23 protein-coding genes are annotated in these 23015 nt (G+C 64.4%); 16 read left to right on the top strand and 7 right to left on the bottom strand.

The genetic code is table 11. From position 1 onward, the window contains the following. The first annotated feature begins 146 nt into the window (after positions 1-146). From O3297_RS14435 to O3297_RS14400, 8 genes are all read left to right on the top strand, one after another. Positions 147-404 (top strand): MAPEG family protein, encoded by a 258-nt coding sequence (locus tag O3297_RS14435; RefSeq protein WP_305048998.1) that lies wholly within the window; start codon positions 147-149, stop codon positions 402-404. A gap of 113 nt (positions 405-517) precedes the next feature. After that, positions 518-2236 carry an ATP-dependent DNA helicase RecQ gene (locus O3297_RS14430; protein ID WP_305048997.1) on the top strand — a complete coding sequence of 573 codons (1719 nt, stop codon included), beginning with the start codon at positions 518-520 and terminating at the stop codon, positions 2234-2236. A gap of 89 nt (positions 2237-2325) precedes the next feature. Then, the gene (locus O3297_RS14425) at positions 2326-3366 is read left to right on the top strand and encodes a ligase-associated DNA damage response exonuclease (RefSeq protein ID WP_151096635.1); all 1041 of its coding nucleotides are present in this window, start codon (positions 2326-2328) and stop codon (positions 3364-3366) included. Beyond that, positions 3359-5002, top strand: coding sequence for an ATP-dependent DNA ligase (locus tag O3297_RS14420; protein WP_305048996.1), 1644 nt, complete (start codon positions 3359-3361; stop codon positions 5000-5002). Before O3297_RS14425 ends, O3297_RS14420 begins: the two co-directional genes overlap by 8 nt. A gap of 7 nt (positions 5003-5009) precedes the next feature. Further along, positions 5010-7469, top strand: coding sequence for a ligase-associated DNA damage response DEXH box helicase (locus O3297_RS14415; protein WP_305048995.1), 2460 nt, complete (start codon positions 5010-5012; stop codon positions 7467-7469). After that, complete coding sequence (gene pdeM / locus O3297_RS14410) at positions 7466-8140, top strand: ligase-associated DNA damage response endonuclease PdeM (protein ID WP_305048994.1); 675 nt, start codon at positions 7466-7468, stop codon at positions 8138-8140. Before O3297_RS14415 ends, pdeM begins: the two co-directional genes overlap by 4 nt. A 193-nt stretch (positions 8141-8333) precedes the next feature. Beyond that, on the top strand, positions 8334-8696 hold the full coding sequence (locus tag O3297_RS14405) for a KGG domain-containing protein (protein ID WP_305048993.1): 363 nt from the start codon (positions 8334-8336) through the stop codon (positions 8694-8696). A 206-nt stretch (positions 8697-8902) separates the two neighbouring features. Next, the gene (locus O3297_RS14400; RefSeq protein WP_034783412.1) at positions 8903-9166 is read left to right on the top strand and encodes a hypothetical protein; all 264 of its coding nucleotides are present in this window, start codon (positions 8903-8905) and stop codon (positions 9164-9166) included. Between the two features lie 133 nt (positions 9167-9299). On the opposite strand, the gene O3297_RS14395 is transcribed toward O3297_RS14400, so the two are convergent. After that, a complete protein-coding gene (locus tag O3297_RS14395; RefSeq protein WP_305048992.1) occupies positions 9300-9797 on the bottom strand; it encodes a pyridoxamine 5'-phosphate oxidase family protein in 498 nt (165 codons plus the stop codon). Between the two features lie 280 nt (positions 9798-10077). Between O3297_RS14395 and O3297_RS14390 the strand changes: the two genes are divergently transcribed. From O3297_RS14390 to O3297_RS14365, 6 genes are all read left to right on the top strand, one after another. Continuing rightward, positions 10078-10731, top strand: a complete 654-nt coding sequence (locus tag O3297_RS14390; RefSeq protein ID WP_211546703.1) for a PepSY-associated TM helix domain-containing protein — start codon at positions 10078-10080, stop codon at positions 10729-10731. A gap of 32 nt (positions 10732-10763) precedes the next feature. Continuing rightward, positions 10764-11279 carry a DUF2271 domain-containing protein gene (locus tag O3297_RS14385; protein WP_034783417.1) on the top strand — a complete coding sequence of 172 codons (516 nt, stop codon included), beginning with the start codon at positions 10764-10766 and terminating at the stop codon, positions 11277-11279. Positions 11280-11289: 10 nt separating this feature from the next. Next, a complete protein-coding gene (locus tag O3297_RS14380) occupies positions 11290-12114 on the top strand; it encodes a DUF4198 domain-containing protein (protein WP_092606481.1) in 825 nt (274 codons plus the stop codon). A 26-nt stretch (positions 12115-12140) separates the two neighbouring features. Continuing rightward, positions 12141-13181 (top strand): FAD:protein FMN transferase, encoded by a 1041-nt coding sequence (locus O3297_RS14375; RefSeq protein WP_305048991.1) that lies wholly within the window; start codon positions 12141-12143, stop codon positions 13179-13181. A gap of 12 nt (positions 13182-13193) precedes the next feature. Further along, positions 13194-14558, top strand: a complete 1365-nt coding sequence (locus tag O3297_RS14370; RefSeq protein WP_305048990.1) for a sulfite reductase subunit alpha — start codon at positions 13194-13196, stop codon at positions 14556-14558. 69 nt (positions 14559-14627) lie between these two features. Next, positions 14628-15179, top strand: a complete 552-nt coding sequence (locus tag O3297_RS14365) for a glutathione peroxidase (RefSeq protein ID WP_151096629.1) — start codon at positions 14628-14630, stop codon at positions 15177-15179. 3 nt (positions 15180-15182) lie between these two features. Here the strand turns inward: O3297_RS14365 and O3297_RS14360 are convergent, their stop codons facing one another. From O3297_RS14360 to O3297_RS14335, 6 genes are all read right to left on the bottom strand, one after another. Next, complete coding sequence (locus O3297_RS14360; RefSeq protein ID WP_305048989.1) at positions 15183-16409, bottom strand: DUF2325 domain-containing protein; 1227 nt, start codon at positions 16407-16409, stop codon at positions 15183-15185. A gap of 39 nt (positions 16410-16448) precedes the next feature. Beyond that, positions 16449-16775 (bottom strand): hypothetical protein, encoded by a 327-nt coding sequence (locus tag O3297_RS14355; RefSeq protein ID WP_176376267.1) that lies wholly within the window; start codon positions 16773-16775, stop codon positions 16449-16451. 85 nt (positions 16776-16860) lie between these two features. Beyond that, complete coding sequence (gene hemP, locus O3297_RS14350; protein ID WP_034750559.1) at positions 16861-17058, bottom strand: hemin uptake protein HemP; 198 nt, start codon at positions 17056-17058, stop codon at positions 16861-16863. A gap of 251 nt (positions 17059-17309) precedes the next feature. Beyond that, positions 17310-18116, bottom strand: a complete 807-nt coding sequence (locus tag O3297_RS14345; RefSeq protein WP_034783488.1) for a Crp/Fnr family transcriptional regulator — start codon at positions 18114-18116, stop codon at positions 17310-17312. Positions 18117-18456: 340 nt separating this feature from the next. Further along, positions 18457-19101 (bottom strand): response regulator transcription factor, encoded by a 645-nt coding sequence (locus O3297_RS14340; protein WP_034783426.1) that lies wholly within the window; start codon positions 19099-19101, stop codon positions 18457-18459. Positions 19102-19256: 155 nt separating this feature from the next. Continuing rightward, positions 19257-19724 (bottom strand): universal stress protein, encoded by a 468-nt coding sequence (locus tag O3297_RS14335; RefSeq protein ID WP_070260284.1) that lies wholly within the window; start codon positions 19722-19724, stop codon positions 19257-19259. Positions 19725-20202: 478 nt separating this feature from the next. Between O3297_RS14335 and O3297_RS14330 the strand changes: the two genes are divergently transcribed. Together O3297_RS14330 and O3297_RS14325 are read left to right on the top strand one after the other, a co-directional pair. Beyond that, complete coding sequence (locus O3297_RS14330) at positions 20203-21075, top strand: protein phosphatase CheZ (protein ID WP_305048988.1); 873 nt, start codon at positions 20203-20205, stop codon at positions 21073-21075. After that, complete coding sequence (locus tag O3297_RS14325) at positions 21075-22967, top strand: chemotaxis protein CheA (RefSeq protein WP_305048987.1); 1893 nt, start codon at positions 21075-21077, stop codon at positions 22965-22967. The genes O3297_RS14330 and O3297_RS14325 overlap by 1 nt, the downstream gene beginning before the upstream one ends. Positions 22968-23015 lie beyond the last annotated feature (48 nt).

Genomic DNA, 23015 nt, shown 5'->3' with positions numbered 1-23015 from the left:
TTGCCCGTCTCACCCGCAGAGGTAAAGGATGACCCCTGAATTGACGATGCTGGCCTGTACTTTGGTGCTGGCGCTGCTGCAAATCCTGCTGCCCGCGCTGTTTCGCACGCGCGAAACAGGCACGGCCTATAACGTGAGCGCGCGCGATGGCGACGGGCCGCTTGCGGCGGGCCCAGGCGAACCTGTTCGAAACCCTGCCCCTGTTCGCCGCCGCCGTGCTGATCGCTCACGTGACGGCGCAGGAAAGCGCGCTGACCCTGTACGGCGCCGCTCTGTACCTGGCCGCGCGCGTGCTGTATTTGCCCCTGTACGCGTTTGGCGTGCCTGTCGTGCGCACGCTCGTCTGGTGCGTGTCGATTGCCGGTCTGCTGATGCTGTTCTGGGCCATCCTGTTTGCTTCCTGAATTCCTACGCCGGCTGTGGCGCCCGTCCTATGGCGGTGCGCCAGGCCCGGCCGTAAAGTAGCTGCACCTGGGCGCTGGGGCGCCGGCATCGCAGTGTTACTTTCGGGACGACAATGATGAGCAGTGCAGCGAACCAATCCGGCCAATCCGGCCAGCCCGGCAAGCCCGGCAAGACCGGCAAGACCGGCAAGCATATCCAGCGCCTGCTGCGCTCGGTCTTTGGCGTGGCGCGGCTGCGCACGGGCCAGCAGGAAGTCATCGACAGCGTGCTGGCCGGGCGCGACACCCTGGCCATCATGCCCACCGGCAGCGGCAAGTCCCTGTGCTACCAGTTGCCCGCCGCCCTGTTGCCCGGCGCGACTTTGGTCGTGTCGCCGCTGATTTCGCTGATGAAAGACCAGCTGGAAAAGCTGCAAGAACTGGGCATCACGGCCGTGCAGCTCAACAGCAGCCTGTCGCGCGCGGAAGAGGACGAGGCCATCGCCCGCATCGGCCAGGGCGGCAGGATCATCATCTTTTGCACACCGGAGCGTCTGACCAGTGCCGCCTTCCTGTCCCTGCTGGGAGCCTCGCCGCCCAGCCTGGTCGTCATCGATGAAGCCCATTGCATCTCCCAGTGGGGCCACGACTTCCGTCCCGCCTACCTGGAAATCGCGGCCGCCCTGCGCGCGCTGGGCCGTCCGCCCGTGCTGGCGCTGACGGCCACGGCCACCGGCGAAGTGGTAGACGATATCGACGCGCAACTGGAAGCGCGCAAGCTGCAGGTGATCAATACCGGCATCTACCGCGCCAATTTGCGCTACCGCGTGATCCAGGTCACGAATGCGGGAGAGAAACAGGACGAAGTCTTGCGCCTGCTGCGCGAGACGGCGGGCGTGGGCATCGTGTATGCGGCCACCGTCAAGGCTGTCGAGGACCTGGCGGCGCGGCTGGGGGAGTTGGGCGAGAGCGTCACGTGCTACCACGGCAAGCTGGCGGCGCGCGAGCGCAAGCACAACCAGGACCTGTTCATGAACGGCGAACGCCGCATCATGGTCGCCACCAATGCCTTTGGCATGGGCATCGACAAGCCCGACACGCGCTTCGTCATCCACTTGCAGGTGCCGGCCAACCTGGAAGCGTACTACCAGGAATCGGGCCGGGCGGGACGTGATGGCTTGCCCGCCGACTGTACCTTGCTGTATTTCCAGGAGGACAAGCGGGTGCAGCAGTTTTTTCTGGCAAAACACTATCCCACGGCTGACGAACTGGCGGCCATCGTCGCCGCCGCGCAAGACTTGCCCGCCACCTTTGCTTTCGCTGCACTGGCGTCCAGCCTGCCCGAGTTTTCCGACGGCCATTTGAAGGTGTGCCTGAAACTCTTGAAAGACGGCAAGCTGCTGCGCCAGGACCGCAAGCTGGGCTACAGCTTGAAAGCTCCCTCGGCCGCCACGCCCTCGTTTGCGCAGCTGGCGCAAGTCTATGTCGACAAGCAGGAGCGCGACAAACAGGCGCTCGAGCAGATGGTGGCATATGCGCAAAGTGGCCTGTGCCGCTGGAAACTGCTGCTCGATTACTTTGGCGATGCCGGCGATTTCGAGCGCTGCTGCACTTGCGATAATTGCCAGTCGCCGCCCGCGCTGGCCGCGCCCATCACCCTGGACGAGTTGCCGCCGGCGCCTGTCCAGGTACCTGCGCCGGCACCGGCGCCCCAGATCGCCGTCGGCAGCCGCGTGCGCGTGCCCCGCTATCAGATCGGCACCGTGCTGTCCGTGGCGGGCGACCAGGTCACCATTGCCTTTCCAGAAAACACCACGCGTACCTTCATGGCGGAATTCGTTGTCCCCGCATGAAGCCATGGTGCGCTGCCGAACAGTGATCTGCCGCAAGCGCGCTAGAATCAGCCCATTCCAACGCGCTTTTTTAACGCAGGGAGCAGGGCATGACAGACATGGTGGTGGTGCGCAAGGAAGGCTTGTATTGTGTGCCGGGTCAGTTCTACATCGACCCGTGGCGCCCCGTCGAGCGCGCCATCATCACGCATGCGCACGCCGACCATGCGAGAGTCGGACACCGGCATTACCTGTGCGCCGCTCCCGGCGAGCAGGTGCTGCGCGCGCGCCTGGGCGCCGTTTCCATCCAGGCACTCGCGTATGGCGACACGATAGAACACCACGGCGTGCAAGTGTCACTGCATCCGGCCGGCCACGTGCTGGGCTCGGCCCAGGTGCGCATGCAGCACGGCGGTGAAGTGTGGGTGGCGTCCGGCGACTACAAGCTGCAGCCCGACCCCACCTGCGCACCGTTCGAGCCCGTGCGCTGCGATACATTCATCACGGAATCGACCTTCGGCCTGCCCATCTACCGCTGGCAGGCGCCGCAGGAGGTTTATGACGATATCAACCAGTGGTGGCGCAGGAATGCGGCCGAGGGACGCACCAGCGTGCTGTTCTGCTATGCCTTCGGCAAGGCGCAGCGCATCCTGGCGGGACTGGACGCGACCATCGGTCCCATTATCTGCCATGGCGCGGCGCAGGCATTGACGCAGGTCTACCGCGAGTGCGGCGTGGCCTTGCCCGCCACCGTCATGGTCGATAACGTCACGGACAAGGCGGCCCTGAAGACGGCGCTGGTGATCGCGCCGCCGTCGGCCGCCGGCTCGCCGTGGATGAAGCGTTTCGGCGACTACAGCGATGCGTTTGCCAGCGGCTGGATGCTGCTGCGCGGCGCGCGCCGGCGGCGCGGCGTGGACCGGGGTTTTGTCCTGTCCGACCATGCCGACTGGCCCGGCCTGATGCAAGCCATCCAGGCTACGCAGGCTGAACGCATCATCGTCACGCATGGCTCGATTCCCGTGATGGTGCGCTGGCTGCAGCAGAACGGCTGGCAGGCGGGCGGCTTCGAGACGGAATATGGCGACGACGAGGCCGATGACAATGCGCCCGGTGCGTCCACGGCAGCGGAGGACGTCACCCATGCGTGACTTTGCCCGGCTGTACGCGGAACTCGACGAAACCACCTCCACCAGCCGCAAGCTGGCGGCGCTGCAAGCCTATTTTCGCGGCGCCTCGCCCGACAATGCGGCCTGGGCCGTGTATTTCCTGGCCGGCGGCAAACCGCGCCAGGCCGTGCCCACCAGGTTGTTGCGCGAGTACGCGACCGAGCGGGCGGGCCTCGATGCCTGGCTGTTCGACGAGGCCTATCACGCCGTGGGCGACCTGGCCGAAACCATCGCCCTGATCCTGCCCGCGCCCGCCAGGCGCAGCGACATCGGCCTGGCCGAGTGGGTCGAGCAGCGCATCGCACCGTTGCGCGGCGCGGCGCCCGACACCATCCGCGCCGACTTGCTGGCCTACTGGGACGAGCTGGAAACGCGCGAACGATTTTTGTTGCTCAAACTGATAGGCGGCGGCTTTCGCGTGGGCGTGTCAAAACTGCTGGTGACGCGCGCGCTGGCATCCATCGCGGCCGTCGACAGCAAGCTGATCGCCCAGCGCCTGATGGGCTGGACCGATGGCAAGGTCAGCCCCACGGGCGCGGGCTTTCTCAAACTGATCGCCGCGCAGTCGGAGGGCGAGCATGCGCTGCGCGGCGGCCAGCCTTACCCGTTCTTCCTCGCGCATCCCTTGCAGGCGGGGCCGGAGACGCTGGGCGACATCGGCGACTGGCTGGCCGAATGGAAATACGACGGCATGCGCGCCCAGCTGCTGCGCCGCGGGGGCGTGAACTGGCTGTGGTCGCGCGGCGAGGAATTGATCACGGAGCGCTTTCCCGAACTGGCGCAGCTGGCCTTGCCCGAGGGGACCGTGCTCGATGGCGAAATCCTCATCTGGCAGCCGGGTGACGTGCCTGCGCCATTTGCCGACTTGCAACAACGCATGGGCCGCAAGACGGTGTCGTCCAAGCTGCTGGCCGAGCTGCCCGCCGTGCTGGTGGCCTACGATGTGCTGGAAATCGATGGCGTCGATGTCCGCCAGTTGCCCCAGCTGGAGCGCCGCGCGCTGCTGGAAACCGTGGTGGCCGGCGTGGACTCTTCCGCGCTGCGCCTGTCGCCGCGCATCGAGGCGGCAAGCTGGGAGGCGCTGGCAGCCATCCGCGCTGAATCGCGGGCGCGCGGCGTGGAAGGCTTGATGCTCAAGGCCGTGTCGGCCGCGTATGGCGTGGGCCGCACGAAGGATGTGGGCACGTGGTGGAAGTGGAAGATCGACCCGTATGCCATCGACGCCGTGCTGATCTACGCCCAGGCGGGCCACGGCCGGCGCGCGTCGCTGTACACGGACTACACCTTTGCCGTCTGGGACAGTGACACGGATGAGGAGGGCGGTGAAGAACGCAAGCTGGTGCCGTTCGCCAAGGCGTATTCCGGCCTCACGGATGCGGAGATCGGCCAGGTCGATGCCGCCATCCGCAAGACGACGGTAGAAAAATTCGGTCCCGTGCGCAGCGTGCGGCCGACGATGGTGTTCGAGATCGGTTTCGAAGGCATTGCTGCGTCGAGTCGCCACAAGGCGGGCATCGCCGTGCGCTTTCCCCGCATCCTGCGCCGGCGCGAAGACAAGGCCATCGCCGACGCGGACACGCTGGCCACCCTGAAGGCCATGCTGGCCCAGACCACATGAGCAAGCGATGAGCACGCTGGCGCAGCGCATCGATGCGTGGTTTGTCACGCGCGGCTGGACGGTGTTTCCGTTCCAGCGCGCCGTCTGGCGTGCTGGCGCGCAGGGTCGCTCCGGCCTGCTGCATGCGAGCACGGGTTCCGGCAAGACGTATGCCGTGTGGTTCGGCGCCTTGCTGCGCGCCGAGCGGCTGGCGCGCAAGGGGAGAAAGCAGGGCTTGCGCGTGCTGTGGATCACGCCCATGCGGGCACTGGCCGCCGACACCGTGCGCGCGCTGCAAGCCTCGGGTGCGGAGCTCGCTCCCGGCTGGCGCATCGAGGCGCGCACGGGCGACACGAGCGCGGCGCAGCGGGCGCGGCAGGCGAAGGCCTGGCCCGAGGTGCTCGTCACGACGCCGGAAAGCCTGTCCCTGATGCTCAGCCAGGCGGACGCCCGGGAACGTTTCAGCCTGCTGGAAACCGTGATCGTCGACGAGTGGCACGAATTGATGGGCAGCAAGCGCGGCGTGCAGGTGCAACTGGCCCTGGCCCGTTTGCGCCGCTGGCAGGAAAACCTGATGACGTGGGGCTTGTCGGCTACCCTGGGCAACTTGCAGCAGGCGCAGGACGTCTTGCTGGGCGAGGAAAACGCCGGCGTGCTGGTGGAAGGTAAAATTAAAAAGCGCATCCTTGTCGACAGCCTGATCCCCGTCAACCCCACGCGCTTTCCCTGGGGCGGCCACCTGGGCATCCAGATGCTGCAGCCCCTGATCGCCGAGATCGAGGGCAGCGCCACCACCCTGGTATTCACCAACACGCGTTCGCAGGCCGAGCTGTGGTACCAGCATTTGCTCGATGCGCGGCCCGACTGGGCGGGCCTGATCGCCCTGCACCACGGTTCGCTGGACCGTGAAGTGCGCGAGTGGGTCGAACAGCACCTGAAAACGGGCGAACTGAAAGCCGTCGTGTGCACGTCCAGCCTGGACCTGGGCGTCGACTTCCTGCCCGTCGAGCGGGTCTTGCAGGTGGGCAGCGCGAAAGGCATCGCGCGCCTGGTGCAGCGGGCCGGGCGCAGCGGCCACGCGCCGGGGCGCATCTCGCGCGTCACCTTGGTACCCACCAACAGCCTGGAATTGCTGGAAGCGGCGGCTGCCCGCGCTGCCCTGGCGCAGGGCCACCTGGAAGCGCGCCCGGTGCCGGACAAGCCGCTCGACGTGCTGGTGCAGCACCTGGTGACGATCGCGCTGGGTGGCGGCTTCCAGTCGGCTCAATTGTATGAGGAAGTGCGCGCCGCCTGGTCGTATCGCCACCTGACCCTGGACGAGTGGCAATGGGCGCTCGACTTCGTTGCGCGCGGCGGGCAAAGCCTGACCGTGTATCCGGAATACCGGCGAGTGCTGCCGGACGATGAGGGCGTGTACCGCGTGCCGGACGTGGCCCTGGCGCGGCGCCACCGCATGAGCATCGGCACCATCGTGTCGGAGGCGGCCATTCAGGTCAAGTTTCTCGGTGGCGCGCGCATCGGCAGCATCGAGGAATCGTTCATCGCGCGCCTGAAGCAGGGCGACCATTTTTTGTTTGGCGGGCGCATCCTGGAATTCGTGCGCGTGCACGAGATGACGGCCTACGTGCGGCGCGCAACAGGCAGCCGCGGCGCCGTGCCGCGCTGGCAGGGCGGCAAGATGCCGCTGTCGTCGGAACTCGCGCATGCCGTGCTGGACCAGTTGCAGCTGGCGCAAGAAGGGAAGGCCAGCGGGCCGGAAATGCGCGCGCTGGCGCCGCTGCTGGCCATCCAGCAGGCATGGTCGAGCCTGCCCACGCGCGCCAGCCTCTTGCTTGAAACCTTGTCCAGCCGCGAAGGCCATCACCTGTTCGTGTATCCGTTTGCCGGGCGCTCGGTGCACCTGGGCCTGGCGTCGCTGCTGGCGTACCGCATCGCGCGCGTGCAGCCGGCCACCTTGTCGATTGCCGTCAACGACTACGGCTTTGAATTGCTGGGCGCGGACGACATCGATTATGCGCCGCTGCTGGCGGGCGCCAGCGGCGCCGATATTGCCCTGTTCAGCACGGACAATCTGCTGGAAGACGTGCTGGCCAGCCTGAACGCGACTGAATTGTCGCAGCGGCGCTTCCGCGAAATCGCCCGCATCGCCGGCCTCGTGTTCCAGGGCTATCCGGGCCAGCCGAAAAGCGCGCGCCAGCTGCAGGCGTCTTCCTCGCTCTTCTTTGAAGTGTTCCGCAAGCACGACGCGGCCAATTTGCTGCTCACGCAGGCGCAGCGCGAAGTGCTGGAACAGGAACTGGAATTGACGCGCTTGCGCGCCACCTTGCGCGAGCTGCATGGCCGGCAGATTTCCCTGCAAGCGCTGGAGCGGGCATCGCCGTTTGCCTTCGGCCTGATGGTCGAGCGCTTCCGCGAACAGCTGACGACGGAAAAGCTGTCGGACCGGGTGGCGCGCCTGGTCAGCGCGCTGGAAAAGGCGGCCGCATGAGCGGCCCGCAGCAAGCGCACTGCGTGGTGGAACTGGCCGGCGAGATTCTGTGGCTGCTGGCGCACAAGGCCGTGTATTGGCCCGCGCGCAGGATGCTGGTCATCGCCGACATCCATTTCGGCAAGGCGGCCGCGTTTCGCGCGCTAGGCGTGCCCGTGCCGCGCGGCACCACCACCCAAAACCTGCTGGCGCTCGACGCCCTGCTGGCCAGTTACGCTTGCGAGGAAATCGTCTTTCTCGGCGATTTTTTGCACGCGCGCGCCGCGCACGGGGCCGCCACCGTGGCCGCCATGCAGGCCTGGCGCGCGCGCCATCCGGACGTGCGACTGACGGTGGTGCGCGGCAACCACGATGCGCATGCGGGCGACCCGGCCGCCGCGCTGGGGATCAGCATGGTCGATGAGCCGCATCAGGTGGGCAATCTGTCGTTCTGCCATCACCCGGACATCGCCGCGCCCGGTTATGTGCTGGCCGGCCACGTGCATCCCGTGTTTCACTTGCGCGCTGAAAGGGGCGGCTTGCGCCTGCCGTGTTTCCTGCTGGGTCAGCATCGCGCCATCCTGCCCTCGTTTGGCGCATTCACGGGCGGCCATGCGGTGCGGCCAGCCGCTGGCGAGCGCGTCTACGTGACGGCCGACGCGGCGATTTTCGCACTACCCGCTAACTGCTGAGTGTCTGGTACTTTTGGTGGAAAACTGAAAGTAACTGCGTTACCGTAGGCGGGACACATCCTACATACGCTCTTGCCATCCTCCTATTTCTTGTGCCCCATGTGCGCACTAAGATGACTGTTCCCTTGCCATGCGAGGGGGAAGAATTGCATGGTTTGCACTGTTTCTGATTCCATCGATCAAGGAGATCATCATGGCCACATCGAGCGACAATAAACAGCAAGGTAGTAAAACCAGTAGCAGTAGCAGCGGCGGCAACAAGCAAAGCGATACCAGCAAACGGGGTTTCGCTTCCATGGACCCCGCCCAGCAGCGCGAAATCGCCAGCGAAGGGGGGCGTGCCGCGCATGAAAAAGGCACGGCGCATGAATTCACCTCGGAAGAGGCCCGCCGCGCAGGCAGCCAAAGTCACAAGAACGACGCCAGCCGGCAAAGCGCAGCCAGTTCCAGCGGCTCGCGCGACAATGCCGGCATGAACCAGGAAGGCAACCGCGACAGTGGTAACAAGCAAAGCGGCGGTTCGGGATCGAGCTCGGGCTCGCGCAACAAGCAGTAGTGCAAGTAGTAGTCATGAGCAGTAGCAAGTGATCATGGCCAGCGGCAGGCAGGCACGCCGCTGGTCATGGCCGCATCTGTCCGGCAGCCGCAAAATTTTGATGCAATGCAGCAGGCATGGACTATGATGAATGAGCTGCGCCGGCAATGTGCGATCACCTGGCAATCACCTCGCAGTCAACCGCATCGATGATCAGGGAGAAGATAATGGGCAACTCGAATACGCCGCAACCGGGCAATAGCCAGGGCGGCACGCCATCCACGGCGGGCAGCAAGCAAAGCACGGCCGACTCGGCTGAAAACTTTGTGCTGGTCGATAGCGAGCAAGGCCTCGATATCGGCGACGATCTGTTTTCCATCGGCGAAGTGCGGCGCGCCGACCGCTTGCCCCATCACCAGTCCGGTTCCGCCGGGCAGAGCAGGCAGAGTGCCGACGATGGGCCGGACACCACGGGCAGTACCGGCGTCTGAGCTTCCCTTCTTGACTGTCTGGTAATCCCCGCAGGGCCAGCTGTTGGACGTGTTCGCGCACGCCGGCTGGCCATTCCACCATACGGGGAGTAACGCCGGCTGCTTGCCGGCGCGGATAACATTGGCGACTCGGCTACAGATCGACCCTGCCGTGTTCGCCCAAGTCCTTCGGCGGCTCGCCCGTAATGGCGGCCTTGGCCATTTCATAGAATTGCATCATCTTGCTGGCGCTGCTATCCCAGTATTCTGCCGACTGGATCGTCACCTTGATCAGCGACAGCTTCGGATCGTCGAGTCCGCCCGGGAACCAGGCTTTGACCAGCGGGTTCCACAATTCCTCCGCCTTGGCGCGGTCCTTCAGCAGCTGCGCGTGGCCGCAGACGGATACATACAGGCTGTCGCCCGTGTCGACAAAGCTGACATTGACTTGTGGATTGTTCAGCAAGTCGCGCGTGTAGGCGGCCTCATCCGAGACAAAGAACCAGATTTGCCCTTCCTTGTCGACCTGCTGCTGCGTCAGCGGCCGGCTGGTGAGGGTGCGCATGTCGTCGCTGGTGGTCAGCATGCCGAATTTGACATCCTTGATCTTGGCCGCGATGCTGGCCACTTGTTCGCTGGAATACGCTTGCATATTGTGCTCCTGTTTGATTGTCCTGAACAACAGCATAGGCGGGCATGGCTCGCGGCTCTGTACGGCAGCTTACGTAGCGGCACGCATGGTCCGGTCTTGTTGTGCATGTTTCAAAGCTGTTACAAAACGCTGGCCCGGCGGGGCGCCCCATGTATTGACTTAATAAATGATAATCATTATCATTTGTTTGAAAATGTCGGCATGAACTTTGATTGAAGGATGGGAATGAAGCACACTGACTTGTCGCGCCACCTGGCCCGCTCCTTGGCGGGAGCGCTTGATGGGTAATGCGGGCGCCGCAGACAAGGCCAAGAACAACGCCAGCCGCGCCGTCTGGCTGAAGAACTTGCATCAATGGCACTGGATCAGCTCAGCGCTTTGCCTGCTGGGCATGTTTTTGTTCGCCATCACCGGCATCACCCTGAACCACGCAGGCCAGATCGAATCCAAGCCGGCGATCACGCGCCAGAAGGCGGCGTTGCCGGCACCCCTCGTCACGGAACTGGCCGCGTATGCCGCCAAGCACGATGGTGCCAATGCGCCCATGCCGGCCGCCGCCGAAGCCTGGCTCAAGCAGCAATGGTCGCTCAATGCGGGCGGCCGTCCCGCCGAATGGTCGGTCGACGAAGTGTATTTGCCGCTGCCCAAGGCGGGCGGCGATGCCTGGGTGCGCATCGGACTGGAAGACGGGGCCGCCGAATATGAATTGACGGACCGGGGTTGGGTATCCTGGCTCAACGATGTCCACAAGGGCCGCAACACGGGCGTGGCCTGGAGCTGGTTCATCGACATCTTTGCCGGCGCCTGCATCGTGTTTTGCCTGACGGGGCTATTGATTTTGAAGTTCCACGCGGCCAACCGGCCATTTACCTGGCCGATGGTTGGTCTCGGTATCTTGATACCTTGCGCGATCGCCTTGCTGTTTATTCACTGATCGTTTTTATTTTTCCTTTTTACAGGCACACCATGAAATTACGCTACTCCCTGGCGCTTGGCCTTCCCCTGATCGGCACTTCGGCGATGGCGGCCGACCTGGCCCTCAAGATTGAAATCCCGCAACTGAACGTGGCGGAGTACCACCGTCCTTACGTGGCGGCATGGCTGGAAACGGCCGATCAAAAGGTCGTCGGCAATCTGACGGTGCTGTATGACGTGAAAAAGAAGGACAAGGCCGGCGAAAAATGGCTGAAGGACATGCGTCAATGGTGGCGCAAGAGCGGCCGCGACCTGGCCATGCCCGTTGACGGCGTCAGCGGCGCCACGCGTGCGCCGGGCGAACATACCCTGACTTTCCCCGGTGCCAAGGCCTTGCTCGACAAGCTGCCGGCCGGCGAATACCAGGTGGTGGTGGAAGCGGCGCGTGAAGCGGGTGGACGCGAGCTGGTGCGCGTGCCGTTCCAGTGGCCGCTGAAGTCGGCCCAGTCCGTGCCTGCCAAAGGCAAGGAAGAACTCGGCAATGTCGTCGTCCAACTCAAACCATAAGGCGCACATCATGTTCAATCGATTCAACCAATCCCTGATCGCCCTGGCCCTGGCCGGCCTGGCCATGAACGCCCACGCCCACCGCGGCTGGATGGTGCCATCGAGCACGATGGTGGAAAGCAAGGACGCCTGGGTGACGGTGGACGCAGCCGTCTCCGACGGCCTGTTCGAGATCGACCACCAGCCGCTGCGCCTGGACGCGCTGCAAGTCATCGGTCCGGACGGCGCCAAAGTCACGCCGGCGAACACGGTCACGGGCCGTTTGCGCAGCGTTTTCGATGTGAAAATGGAAAAACCTGGCACGTATAAAGCGGCCATCGTGTCGCAAAACGTGATGGGCAGCTACAAGCTCAATGGCGAGCAGAAGCGTTTCCGTGGCAACGAGGAAACGTTCAAGAAGGAAGTGCCGGCTGACGCGCAAGAACTGAAAATCACGCGCACGGCAGCGCGCCTGGAAACCTTCTTCAGCAATGGCGAAACCAGCACGGAAGTGTTCAAGCCGACGGGCGTGGGCCTGGAATTCGTGCCGGTGACGCACCCGAACGACTTGCGCGCCGGCGAGAAAGCCACCTGGCGCTTCCTGGTCGACGGCAAGCCGGCGGCGAACCAGGCGTTCAGCCTCGTGCCAGGCGGCGTGCGCTACCGTGGCGTGCTCGGTGAAATCCGCCAGAGCACGGATGCCAAGGGCGAGATCACGTTTACGGTCCCTGCGGCCGGCATGTACTACCTGAGCAGCACCTGGCCTGCGGCCGCACCGGCCGTGGCCGGCCAGCCGCCAGCCATGCCCGAGCGCCGCATGACGTACGCGGCCACCGTGGAAGTGTTGCCGCAGTAAGCGGCGGCATCGTCACGAGAGCGCCGATGCGCCGGGTCCTGCTGCCGCAGCAAATTTCCGATCAGGTCGCGCCGCCCGGTGCCGCGATCCGGGACTTGCGCGGCCTGTCGATGGGCACCAGCTGGTCGGTACGCTTGCTCGAGCCCGCCATGCCGGGACGCGCGGGCAGCGCCGACTTGCAGCAGGGCTTGCAGCAGCAGCTGGACCTGGTGGTGGCGCAAATGAGCCACTGGAGCGACGAGTCCGACCTGGGCCGCTTCAACCGGGCCGAGCCTGGCAGCTGGCACAGCCTGCCCGCCGCGTTTTGCGAGGTGCTGGGCTTTGCCATGCACGTGTCGCAAGCGTCCGGCGGCGCGTACGATCCGTGTGCGGGCGCGCTCGTCAACCTGTGGGGCTTCGGCCCCCGCAACCGTTATGACGAGCCTGGCTTTCTGCCGCCGAAAGACGATACCGTGGCGCTGCTGCTGGCGCAGCGCCAGCGCCGCCGCCTGGAACTCGACTTGCCGGCCCGCCGCGCGCGCCAGCCGGGCGGCTTGCAGCTCGATTTGTCCGCCGTGGCCAAGGGCTATGGCGTGGACCGCCTGGCCCGCTACCTGGAAAGCCAGGGCATCCACCATTACCTGGTGGAAGTGGGCGGCGAGCTGCGCGGCGCTGGCAGCAAGCCCGATGGCCAGCCGTGGTGGGTCATGCTGGAACAGGCCGATGGCGCCGCCGATAGTGCCGATAATGCACAGCATCCGGCGGAAATGCTGCTGGCGCTGCACGGCTTGTCCGTGGCGACCTCGGGCGACTACCGGCGTTTCTTCCAGGACGGCACGGTGCGTTTCTCACACACCATCGATCCGCGCAGCGGCATGCCGATCGCCAACCAACTCGCTTCCGTCACCGTCGTGCATGCCGAATGCATGGCGGCCGATGCCTGGTCGACGGCCCTGACCGTGCTGGGGCCGGAAGCCGGCATGGCGCTGGCCGAAGAGCAGGGCCTGGCTGCGCGCTTCCTGCAGCGCGACGGCGAGGGCTACCACGAAACGCTGAGCAGCCACATGCTGGCCATGCTCGACGAATGAACGATTGATTCCATGATTTTTACGCACGATACGACGCGGCTGGCCTTGCTGGCCGCCCTGTCCCTCAGTTATGCGGGCGTGTGCCTGGCGCCCTGGCTGCGCGCGCGCGCCAAGCGCCGCGCGTCCGACGCCGCCAGGGAGGCGCTGGCCAACAATCCCGCCTGGCTGGTGGCGTATGCGAGCCAGACGGGCAATGCCGAGGAACTGGCCACGCAAACGGCGCAGAGCCTGCGACTGGCCGGCATCCCCGTGCGCCTGTGTGCGCTGGCCGACCTCACGGCCATTGATCTGCAACAAGCCGAGCGGGCCCTGTTTTTGGTCAGCACCTATGGCGAAGGCGACGCGCCTGACAATGCAGCCGCCTTCATGGGCCGCCTGATGACGGGCGAGCTGGCGCTGCCGCAATTGCATTACGCCGTGCTGGCCCTGGGCGACCGCAGCTATGGCCATTATTGCGGCTTCGGCCGCGCGCTCGATGCCTGGCTGGCGGCGCAGGGCGCCTCGCGCCTGTTCGAGCGCATCGAAGTCGACCGCAGTGCCAGCGCCGCCATCGAGCAATGGTTCCAGCACCTGAGCCACCTGGCCGGCACCAGCGACGCGCCCGACTGGAGCGCCCCCGCCTTCGGCGACTGGCGTTTGACGCAGCGGCGCCACCTCAACCCTGGCAGCGCCGGCGGCGCCATCTACCACGTGGAACTGGCGCCGGTGACGGGCAGCTTGCCGGAATGGCAGTCGGGCGACCTTGTGCAGGTGACCGCCCCCGCCGACCCATCGCAGCCGCGCGAATATTCGATCGCCTCGATTCCGCATGATGGCAGCGTGCATCTGCTGGTGCGCCAGCATGCGCATCCCGATGGCGGCCTGGGCCTGGCCTCGGGCTGGCTCACGGCGCAAGCCAAGGTCGGCGACGTGGTGCAGTTGCGCCTGCGCCAGCACAAACGCTTCCGCCTGGAAGACAATGCCCGGCGGCCATTAATTCTGATCGGCAACGGCAGCGGCATCGCCGGCTTGCGCGGTCACCTGAAGAGCCGCGTGCTGGCGGGGCAGCGGCGCAACTGGCTGATCTTTGGCGAGCGCAACCTGGCCCACGATTTCCATTATCGCGAGGAAATTGAGCGCTGGCACGCCAGCGGCGACTTGCCGCGCCTGGACCTGGCGTTTTCGCGCGACCAGGCGGAGCGGACCTACGTGCAGGACCGCCTGCGCGGCAATGCCGACGAGGTCAAGCTGTGGCTGGAGCAGGGCGCGGCCATCTACATTTGCGGCAGCCTGGCCGGCATGGCGGGCGGCGTCGATCAGGCCCTGCAAGAGATGCTGGGCCGGCCCGCGCTCGACGCGCTGGCGGCCGAAGGGCGCTACCGGCGCGACGTGTATTGAGTTTTTGACGCCGCCAGCGCGTTCGCGCACACACGGCTATCATGATTGTTTCATCCGAGGAGACACATCATGAGCGACAGCATTTACGACATTCCCTTGCGCCGCATCAATGGCGAACCCACCAGCCTGGACGCCTATCGCGGCAAGGTCGTGCTGGTGGTCAATGTGGCCTCCGCCTGCGGCTTGACGCCGCAGTACGAAGGACTGGAAAAACTCTACGCCGACAAGCAGGCCGAGGGCCTGGTGGTGGCCGGTTTTCCCGCCAATGAATTCGGCGCGCAGGAGCCGGGCACCAACGCCGAGATCGCGGACTTTTGCCGTGGCACGTTTGGCGTGCAATTTCCCATGTTTGAGAAAATCGTCGTCAAGGGGCCGGGCCAGCATCCGCTGTACCAGCGCCTGGTGCAAGAGCAGCCGCGGGCGCAGGAAAAGCCGGGCAGCGATTTCCGCGCCAAGCTGGCCGGCTACGGCATCACGCAGGAGCAACCCAGCGACGTGCTGTGGAATTTCGAGAAGTTTTTGATCAGCAAGGACGGCAAGGTGGTGGGGCGTTTCGCGCCCGACACCACGGCCGATGATGCGCTCTTGCGCGAAGCCATCGCGCGCGAGTTGCAGGCCTAGGTTTTAGTCGGAGGCGTCCAGTGCGGCTGGCTCCATCTCGCCACTGACTTCCTGCAAGCCGCGTGCCAGGCTGGAGATGCTGGGGTTGTCGATGAAGACGCAGCGCTTGCCCGTGCGCTTGCAATAATCCTTGACGCGCCAGTAGGCGCTGTGGCTGATGCAGCCCGTCTGGCAAATCACCAGGTCGGCCGCTGCCAGGCTCGAATCGAGCAGGTTGGCATTGTCTTCCAGGCCGCCGTCGTGGTGGGTGAATTGCGCGCCGACCCGCTCGATCAGGGCGCGGTAGGTGGCGACATTGCCGCTGCGCCCACCTACGCACAGCACGCTTTGGTCGACCAGGCGGATCGGCATTTTCAGCTTGCCGCCGGTCGGCACTTCCAGCTTCGGCGCCGGTGGCGGCGCGGCAGCGGCCGGGCGTGGCTGGGCCTGTTTCAATTCCGCGATTTGCTGGCGCAATTCCTTTTCGCGCTCATCCATTTGCGCCAGGCGTTCGACCAGGCGCGTGCGCGATTCCAGCGCCGGGATGGCGGCCTGCAATTGCGCCAGTTCCGCGCGCAAGCCATCGATCACGCTATCCTTGCCGATGGCCTCGGCACGCGTGCGCAGCAGCACGGCTTCCTGGCGCTCCAGCTCGCCCGTTTTTTCCATCAGTGCGGCCTGGCTGCGCTGTTGCAGCTTGGCCAGTTCGTGCGCCAGGCGTACATTTTCTTCCTGCAAGGCCGTAAATTTGCCCATGTCGGCGCGCACGCAGGCGCCGGCCTGGTGCTGGATCATGTGCAAGTCTCTGCACATCTGCTCTTCCAGCTCGGCATCGCAGCGCGGGTGCGTCAGGCCAGCCCAGAAGGCGCCCGACACGTCGCCGTTGGCGACGGCCGTGCGCCACAGTTGCGCTACCTGCTCCGTGGTCTTGGCGCCGCGAAAGCGCAGGATGACGGGAGCGTAGCGGCGTTCGAGTTCCTTTTGCAGCGCTTCGGACAGGCGGTTGCGCGCGCCGCATTCCGTCACGGCGCCCACGTGCACTTCGTAGTCGTCTGCCAGCACGCGCCCGCCCGTCATCTTGCCCACCAGCTTGCGCAGGTAGCCCAATGGCAAGCCCACGCCGACCAGCGGACAATGGCAGGTATGCGACAGTTCCCACAGCCGGCGGCGGCGCGAAGCGAGCGCGGCCGTTTCGGCTCCGTCGCTGGAACAATTGCTGATGACGGGCAAGGACTGGTCTTTGTCACACATGGCGGTATCCTGTTGGGCGGTGGCAGTGTTGAAGAGAAATTATTGCGGCAGGGGCGAGGCAGGGCGCTTGGCGCTCAGCATGCGTGCCAGGCGCTCCAGCAATGTGGTCTTCGGCGGCGCGGGCCGGTGCAGCGCCACCAGGGCGGCCCACTGCTGCGACAGTTGCTGGCACGTCGCTTGCAGCACGGGGCCCAGGCCGGGCGAATTCGACAGCACTTGCAGATGGCGTTCGATGACACCGGCCAGTTTCTCGCAGGGACTGCCCGCATGGTAGTGCGACATCAGATGCAGCACGGCCGACAGCAGCAATTCAGGCTGTTGGCCTTGCGGGGAGGGAAACGTCGTGGAAGGTCGGTCGTTCGCCATCAAACACTCCTGTGCGGTGGTTTGGCTGGCTGCGCGCACGGAGCGCGACTGGCTGGCGAGTGTGGTGACTGGCTGCCGTGCTGCTTCAGGCAGTCAGGATCAGCTTGTTCAACTGGGTGACGCGCAGGCGATAGATCTTGCCGCTGTGCTCAATCTCCACTTCGCGGCCCTGTTGCAGCAGCGCTTCGCTGGTGATGCGGCGCGCCGGCTGGGCCATGCTGACGGGAGGACGGACGTGGGCGGTAGCGGCATCCTGGATCAAGGCTGGTTTTGAGCTTTGCATGTTGGGCTTTCTTTATCTCAGTTGAGAATGATTCGTATTTGCATTATTGTTGAATGTGGCCCGAAAAGCAAGGCTTATTTGTGTGGGATCCGCGCTTTTTTGCGGTGAGATGGCAGCGTGGAAGATGCTGCTGCGCAAAGGTGGCCGCTGGCGCGGCGCGGAAGAGGAGTGGCCGCAAAAAAGACCCGGCAAGGCGTTGTGCGCCTTGGCCGGGCCAAGCCTGTGCCAAGCTTGAAGAAATCGGGATGGCGCTAAATGGTGGCCAGCAATTGCGCCGAGGCGGTGGCGGCTGCGGTGGTATCGGCCTTGAGTTTGGCGGCGGCCAGCTGCTTGGCGCGCGAGCGCGACGGCGGCAGGCGGCGCAGGGTTTTCAGGGCGTCCGGATCCTTGATGCCGATGGTGCGCTGGTCAACCGTGATGAGGCCAATTTCATTGAATGCGGACAAGGTGCGGCTGACCGTTTCCAGGGTCAGGCCCAGGTAGCTGCCGATTTCATGGCGCGTCATGCGCAGGTTGAACAGCTTGCTCGAATAGCCCATCTGCGCGAAGCGGTCGGCCAGCGAGACGAGGAAGCGCGCCACGCGGGCTTCGGCGCTGAGGGCGCCCAGCATGCCGATCATGGCTTGCTCGCGCACCAATTCGCGGCTCATCACGCCATACATGACGTTTTCCAGTTCCAGGTGCACCCTGCCCAGCGCCGTCAGCTTCTTGAACGGCAGCAGGATCAGGTCGCAGTCGGACAGGGCCACCGCTTCCGAGGAGTAATGGCGCGAGTGGATGCCGTCGACGCCCAGCATGTCGCCCTTCATGGGGAAGCTGAGTACCTGCTCATTGCCGAATTCATCGATGAGCACGGTTTTCAGGAAGCCCGAATTGACGATGTACAGGGTGTCGAACGGTTGGCCGATGGTATGCACGCGCTGGCCCGTCTTGAATTGCACGTGCTGGAACAGCAGTTCGTCAGCGGCGATGGTGCAGGCGCTGGAGATATGCAGCAGGTCGCACACCTCCTTCAGGTTCGACCAGAGCCGGCCCTGGCGCTGGCGTCCCGCTTCCATCGGGGAGGAGGGGGCCAGCGACGGTGAGGCAGCGCGGGTGTCGGGCGTTTGCGTGGACAGCATGTTCATCTCCTGGTGACAGGTAGTTCAGAGTTGAATGACGGGGTGCTCGGGGCGGCGGGCGGGCAAGGGTCGGCGGCGCGCGTCCAGGCAGGTAATGCTCAATTCGCTGAAGACTTGCTGTGTGATGAAATAACTTTCCAGCAACTTGATGACTGGTTTCAGTATGCCAACAACCGTATGCAATTAATATCAGCAGTGGCTGAATATGGCAGTAGGAGCTGCGGTAGGTGAGGTAGGATTGTTCCTACAGTTGGCGCGCGGGCGCGCGCCAGGAGAATCACGTCTTGAAGGGCGATAGCAGGCGGTGCGCGACGGCATACTGGACCATTTCCGATAGGGAACTCATGCCCATCTTTTGCATGATGCGCGTCTTGTGCGTACTCACCGTCTTCACGCTCAGATGCAGGTTGTTGGCAATTTCCGTGATCGACTTGCCGGCCACCAGCAGGGAAAAGACCTCGAATTCGCGGTCCGACAACTGTTTATGCAGCAAGCTTTCATTCGGCATCATGATGTTGAGCACGAGCTGCTCCGCCACCTCGGCGCTGATATAGGGGCGTCCCGACGCCACCTTGTGGATGGCGCCCACGAGCTGGGTGCCCGCGCTTTCCTTGGTCAGATAGCCTTGCGCGCCGGCGCGGATGGCGCGCACCGCATATTGCTCTTCCTCGTGCATGGTGAGGATCAGGATGGACAGCTTGGGCGCCTCGCTGCGGATTTGCCGGATCAGGTCGACGCCGCTGCGGCCCGGCATCGACAGGTCGAGCAGCAGCAGGTCGAAGCCGCCCTGGCGCACGTGGTTGAGGACTTCAAACCCGTCGATGGCCTCACCCACGATGTCGATATCCGGCGCGCCGTCAAGGATGCGCTTTAATCCTTCACGCATGATGGTGTGGTCGTCGGCAATCACAATACGTATCATAGGCGGGCAATCTGGTGGCGTGTAATCTGCTGTGTCCGTTACCGGACAATCAAATGTTAAGAAACGAGAAATGTTGTCATTTTAACTGAAGTGGCCGCACGTTTGCCTTTTTCTTGCTGTGCCGGCAACGGCGGCCTCCGTGGCCATGTGACCCCTTATTTTGCCGGGGGTTCCTTGATCAGCCTATGCACGAGCACGGGCAATTTCGAGTGCGACAGCACCTTGTTGGTGACGCTGCCCAGCAGCAACTGGCCCCAGCCGCTGCGGCCATGCGAGCCCATGAAGATCAGGTCGCATTGCTGCAATTGCGCCACTTCCACGATTTTCAGGGCCGGGCTGTCGGAAAAGGCCGTCAAGCCCGTCGCCTGCAGGCCCCGCTTGGCAGCCGCGTCGAGGATGGGCTGCCAGTGGTCGGCACCCGCCTTGCGCATGGCGATGCGGTATTCCTCTTCGCTGGGATAGCTTGGCGGAATGATTTCGATATACACCGGGTACTGGTACTCGGGTGCCACGTACACGGCAAGGATGTCGGCGTGCATCTGTTCGGCAAAGGCAACGCCGGCGCAGGCCGTCAAGTTGGAGACGGTGGAGCCGTCCGTGGCGATCAGAATTTTCTTATACATGGCAGGTCCTTTGGCGATGACTCAGCGCGCGCAACGCCTCTTATTGTAGACGTGGCGGCAGCATTGTATTCATGTAAAGACTTGATAATTGTCAATACTACTGCACCTTCAGTATAGACAACATTGGCAGAAAGATCGTGTTTAAGGTGCAACGATGTCCCAGCGATATCCATATGGCGCTGTTGCGCAGGCGCCCGCGGGCAGGATTTCTTGTGCGGCGCGTGGTCTTGCACGCACGCCAATGGTAGTATTTCAAAATACAACAGCAGGAACACTTATTTCCTGGCGGAAAAGCTCTTGTGGGCCAGCTTTGCACCAGGAAGCGCGTTTTGAGATTTACCAACAGGGCGGCGCCCTGCTACACTCGCACCATCGCAGCGGTATTGCCTCAAATCATCTTAATCGAGAAATTGTGGGTATCAGTCTGTAAAACGCACAGTTCAGGCGGAATTTTGACAAATTATGGAGAAGCAGGGATATGACCAACGCCGCTGATGATTTCGATGCATTATTCGATGAAGTATCCGCGCAAAGCGCGGCCGCAGCCACGCCGGCGCCTGCCGCCGCGCCCGCTCCCGCCGTGATCGCGGATGACGATTTTGACGCGCTGTTCGACTCCGTGTCGGCCAGCGCCGCCGCACCGGCAGCTGCAGCCGCAGCGGCGCCGGTGGCTGTCGCGCCAGCCGCAGCGGAAGCGGCCCCCGTGGCCAGCGCCGGCGCGCCTGGCGAAGCGGCCGATCCGGTCGACCAGTCCGACAAGCCGATGTTCGAGCGCCTGGGCGGCATCGTGCGCCTGCTGCACGACTCGCTGCGCGAACTGGGCTACGACAAGGCATTGACGGAAGCGTCGTCGCAGATCGTCGACGCCCAGGACCGCCTGGAATATGTCGCCACCCTGACGGAGCAGGCCGCCAACAAGGTCCTGAATACGCTCGACGAAGGCATGCCGGCGCAAGACGTGCTGTCGAAGAAAGCCAAGGACATGGACAGCCGCTGGACAGCCTTGTTCGATGGCAAGCTGAGCCTGGAAGAATTCAAGGCCCTGGCCGGCGATTCACGCCAGTTCGCGCAAGCCGTTGCCGAAGCAACGGAAGCGGAAAAAGCCCGCTTGCTGGAAATCATGATGGCCCAGGACTTCCAGGACATCACGGGCCAGCTGATCAAAAAAGTGGTCAACATCACCAAGACGGTGGAGCACGAGCTGGCTCAGCTGCTGCGCGACAACGCGCCGGCCGAGGTGCGCGAAAAGCTGGCGCAAAAGCCGGTGCCGCTGATGCAGGGCCCGTCCGTGCCGTCGGTGGCGCTGGACCAGGATAATGTAGACGACCTTCTTGCGGATTTGGGATTCTAATGGACGATATGCTCAAGGATTTCGTCGTTGAGGCGATGGATCTTGCGGTTAATGTTGAAGAGCACTTATTGCGCCTCGAGCGTGATCCTGACAACAAGGAAACGCTGAATGCCGTGTTTCGTTCTTTCCACACCATCAAGGGCGGTGCCGGCTTCATGGGCTTGCCCGCGCTGGTGGCGGCCTGCCATCTGACGGAAAACCTGTTTGACGCCTTGCGCACGGGTGCCGCGCCGGTAACCCCCATCGCCATCGAGGCGGCGCTGCAAGCGTCCGGTTTCGTTGCCGACCAGCTGACGGAATTGGCGAATGGCGCCGCGCCGGAAAGCTTGCCGGCCATGCCGGAAGAGCTGGAACATATCCTGACGAACGCCATCGAAGGCAAGGGCATGGACGCGCCTGCGCCGGCCGCCGCCGTGGTGGCGGAAGCGGCCGTGGTCGTTGCCGAGGTCGCAGAAGTTGCCGTGGCCGCGCCCGCCGCCGCCGCCGTTTCCACCGCCGGCGCCGATGGCCTGGACTGGGAAAGCATGTATAACGCCGTCGTGCCCGAGGGAAGCCGGGTCGCTGCCGCGCCGGTGTCCGCCGTCGCCGCTGCCCCTGCCGTCGTGGCCGCCGCGCCGGCCGCTGCCGCTGCTGCCAAGCCGGCCGCCAAGAATTGGGATGGCGCCGAACGACGCGAAGAGCGTCCGGAAGTGCGCCATGCCGCGCCCGTCAAGGAAGACAGCATCCGCGTCGATGCCGTCAAGCTCGACGCCCTGCTGGAAGTGGCCGGTGAATCCGTGCAGGCCGCCAACCAGGCTGCCGTGCTGCTCGAGCGCTTGCTGCAATTCAAATTCGAAGGCCAGGCCGCCACCCTGATGGCGACTCTGGCGGAAACCCTGGAACGCGCTTCGCGCTACTCGACGGAACTGCAGCGGGCCACCCTGGCCACGCGCATGCAGCCCGTGGGCCGTCTGTTCCAGAAATTCCCGCGCCTGGTGCGCGAGCTGGCGAAAGACCTGGGCAAGGATGTCGAGCTGACCATCGAGGGCGCGGAGACGGAAGTCGACCGCGTGGTGGTCGACAGCTTGTACGATCCGCTCGTGCACATGCTGCGCAACTCGCTCGACCATGGCGTCGAATCGCCGGAAGCGCGCCTGGCTGCCGGCAAGCCCGCCAAGTCGTATATTTCACTGAAAGCGTGGCAGGAAGCCAACAGTGTCATGATCGTGCTGCAGGATGACGGCAAGGGCATGGATCCGGCCTTCCTGCGCAGCAAGGCCCAGCAAAAGGGCTTGATCAGCGAAAACGCGCAATTGAGCAACGACGAATGCTTCCAGCTGGTGTTCCTGCCGGGCTTCTCGACCAAGGAAGTCGCGTCCAGCGTCTCCGGCCGTGGCGTGGGCATGGACGTGGTGAAAACGGCCGTGGAGAAAAACCGCGGCGCCATCCATATCGAGTCGGCGCTGGGCAAGGGCACGAAATTTGCCATCCGCCTGCCGATCGAACTGTCGATCGTGCCGACCATGCTGGTGTCGACGTCGGGTGCCGCGCTGGCGCTGCCGATGGCGGTGGTGCAACGCGTCGTCGAATTGCCGGAAACCTTCATGGAAGTGGGCGGCGCGCCCGTGCTGAAAGACCAGGGCCGTCCATTGCCCGTGCGGTCGCTGGCCGGCTCCCTGGGCTACGAATCGTGCAGCGAGCGTGTCGGCATCGTGGTCGCCGCGCCACAGCCGTACATCCTGGCCGTGGAAGCCGTCGATGGCACGGCCGACCTGGTGATCAAGCCGATGACGGCCATCACCGTGGAAGGCATCACGGGTACGGCCCGCTCGGCCGAGGGCGAGCTGGTGCTGGTTGTCGGCCTGTCGTTCCTGATGGACGGGTGCCGGGGGAGCGTCCGGTTGGCAGCTTAAGTCTTGCCTTATTCATTAGAAAGCCCGCCAGGTATAGCGGGCTTTTTT

The sequence above is a fragment of the Janthinobacterium sp. SUN128 genome, from assembly GCF_030587275.1.
Taxonomy (GTDB): Bacteria; Pseudomonadota; Gammaproteobacteria; order Burkholderiales; family Burkholderiaceae_D; genus Janthinobacterium; species Janthinobacterium lividum.
The sequence above is the reverse complement of the archived record's forward strand: the minus strand, read 5'-3'. Positions and strand labels throughout refer to the sequence as shown.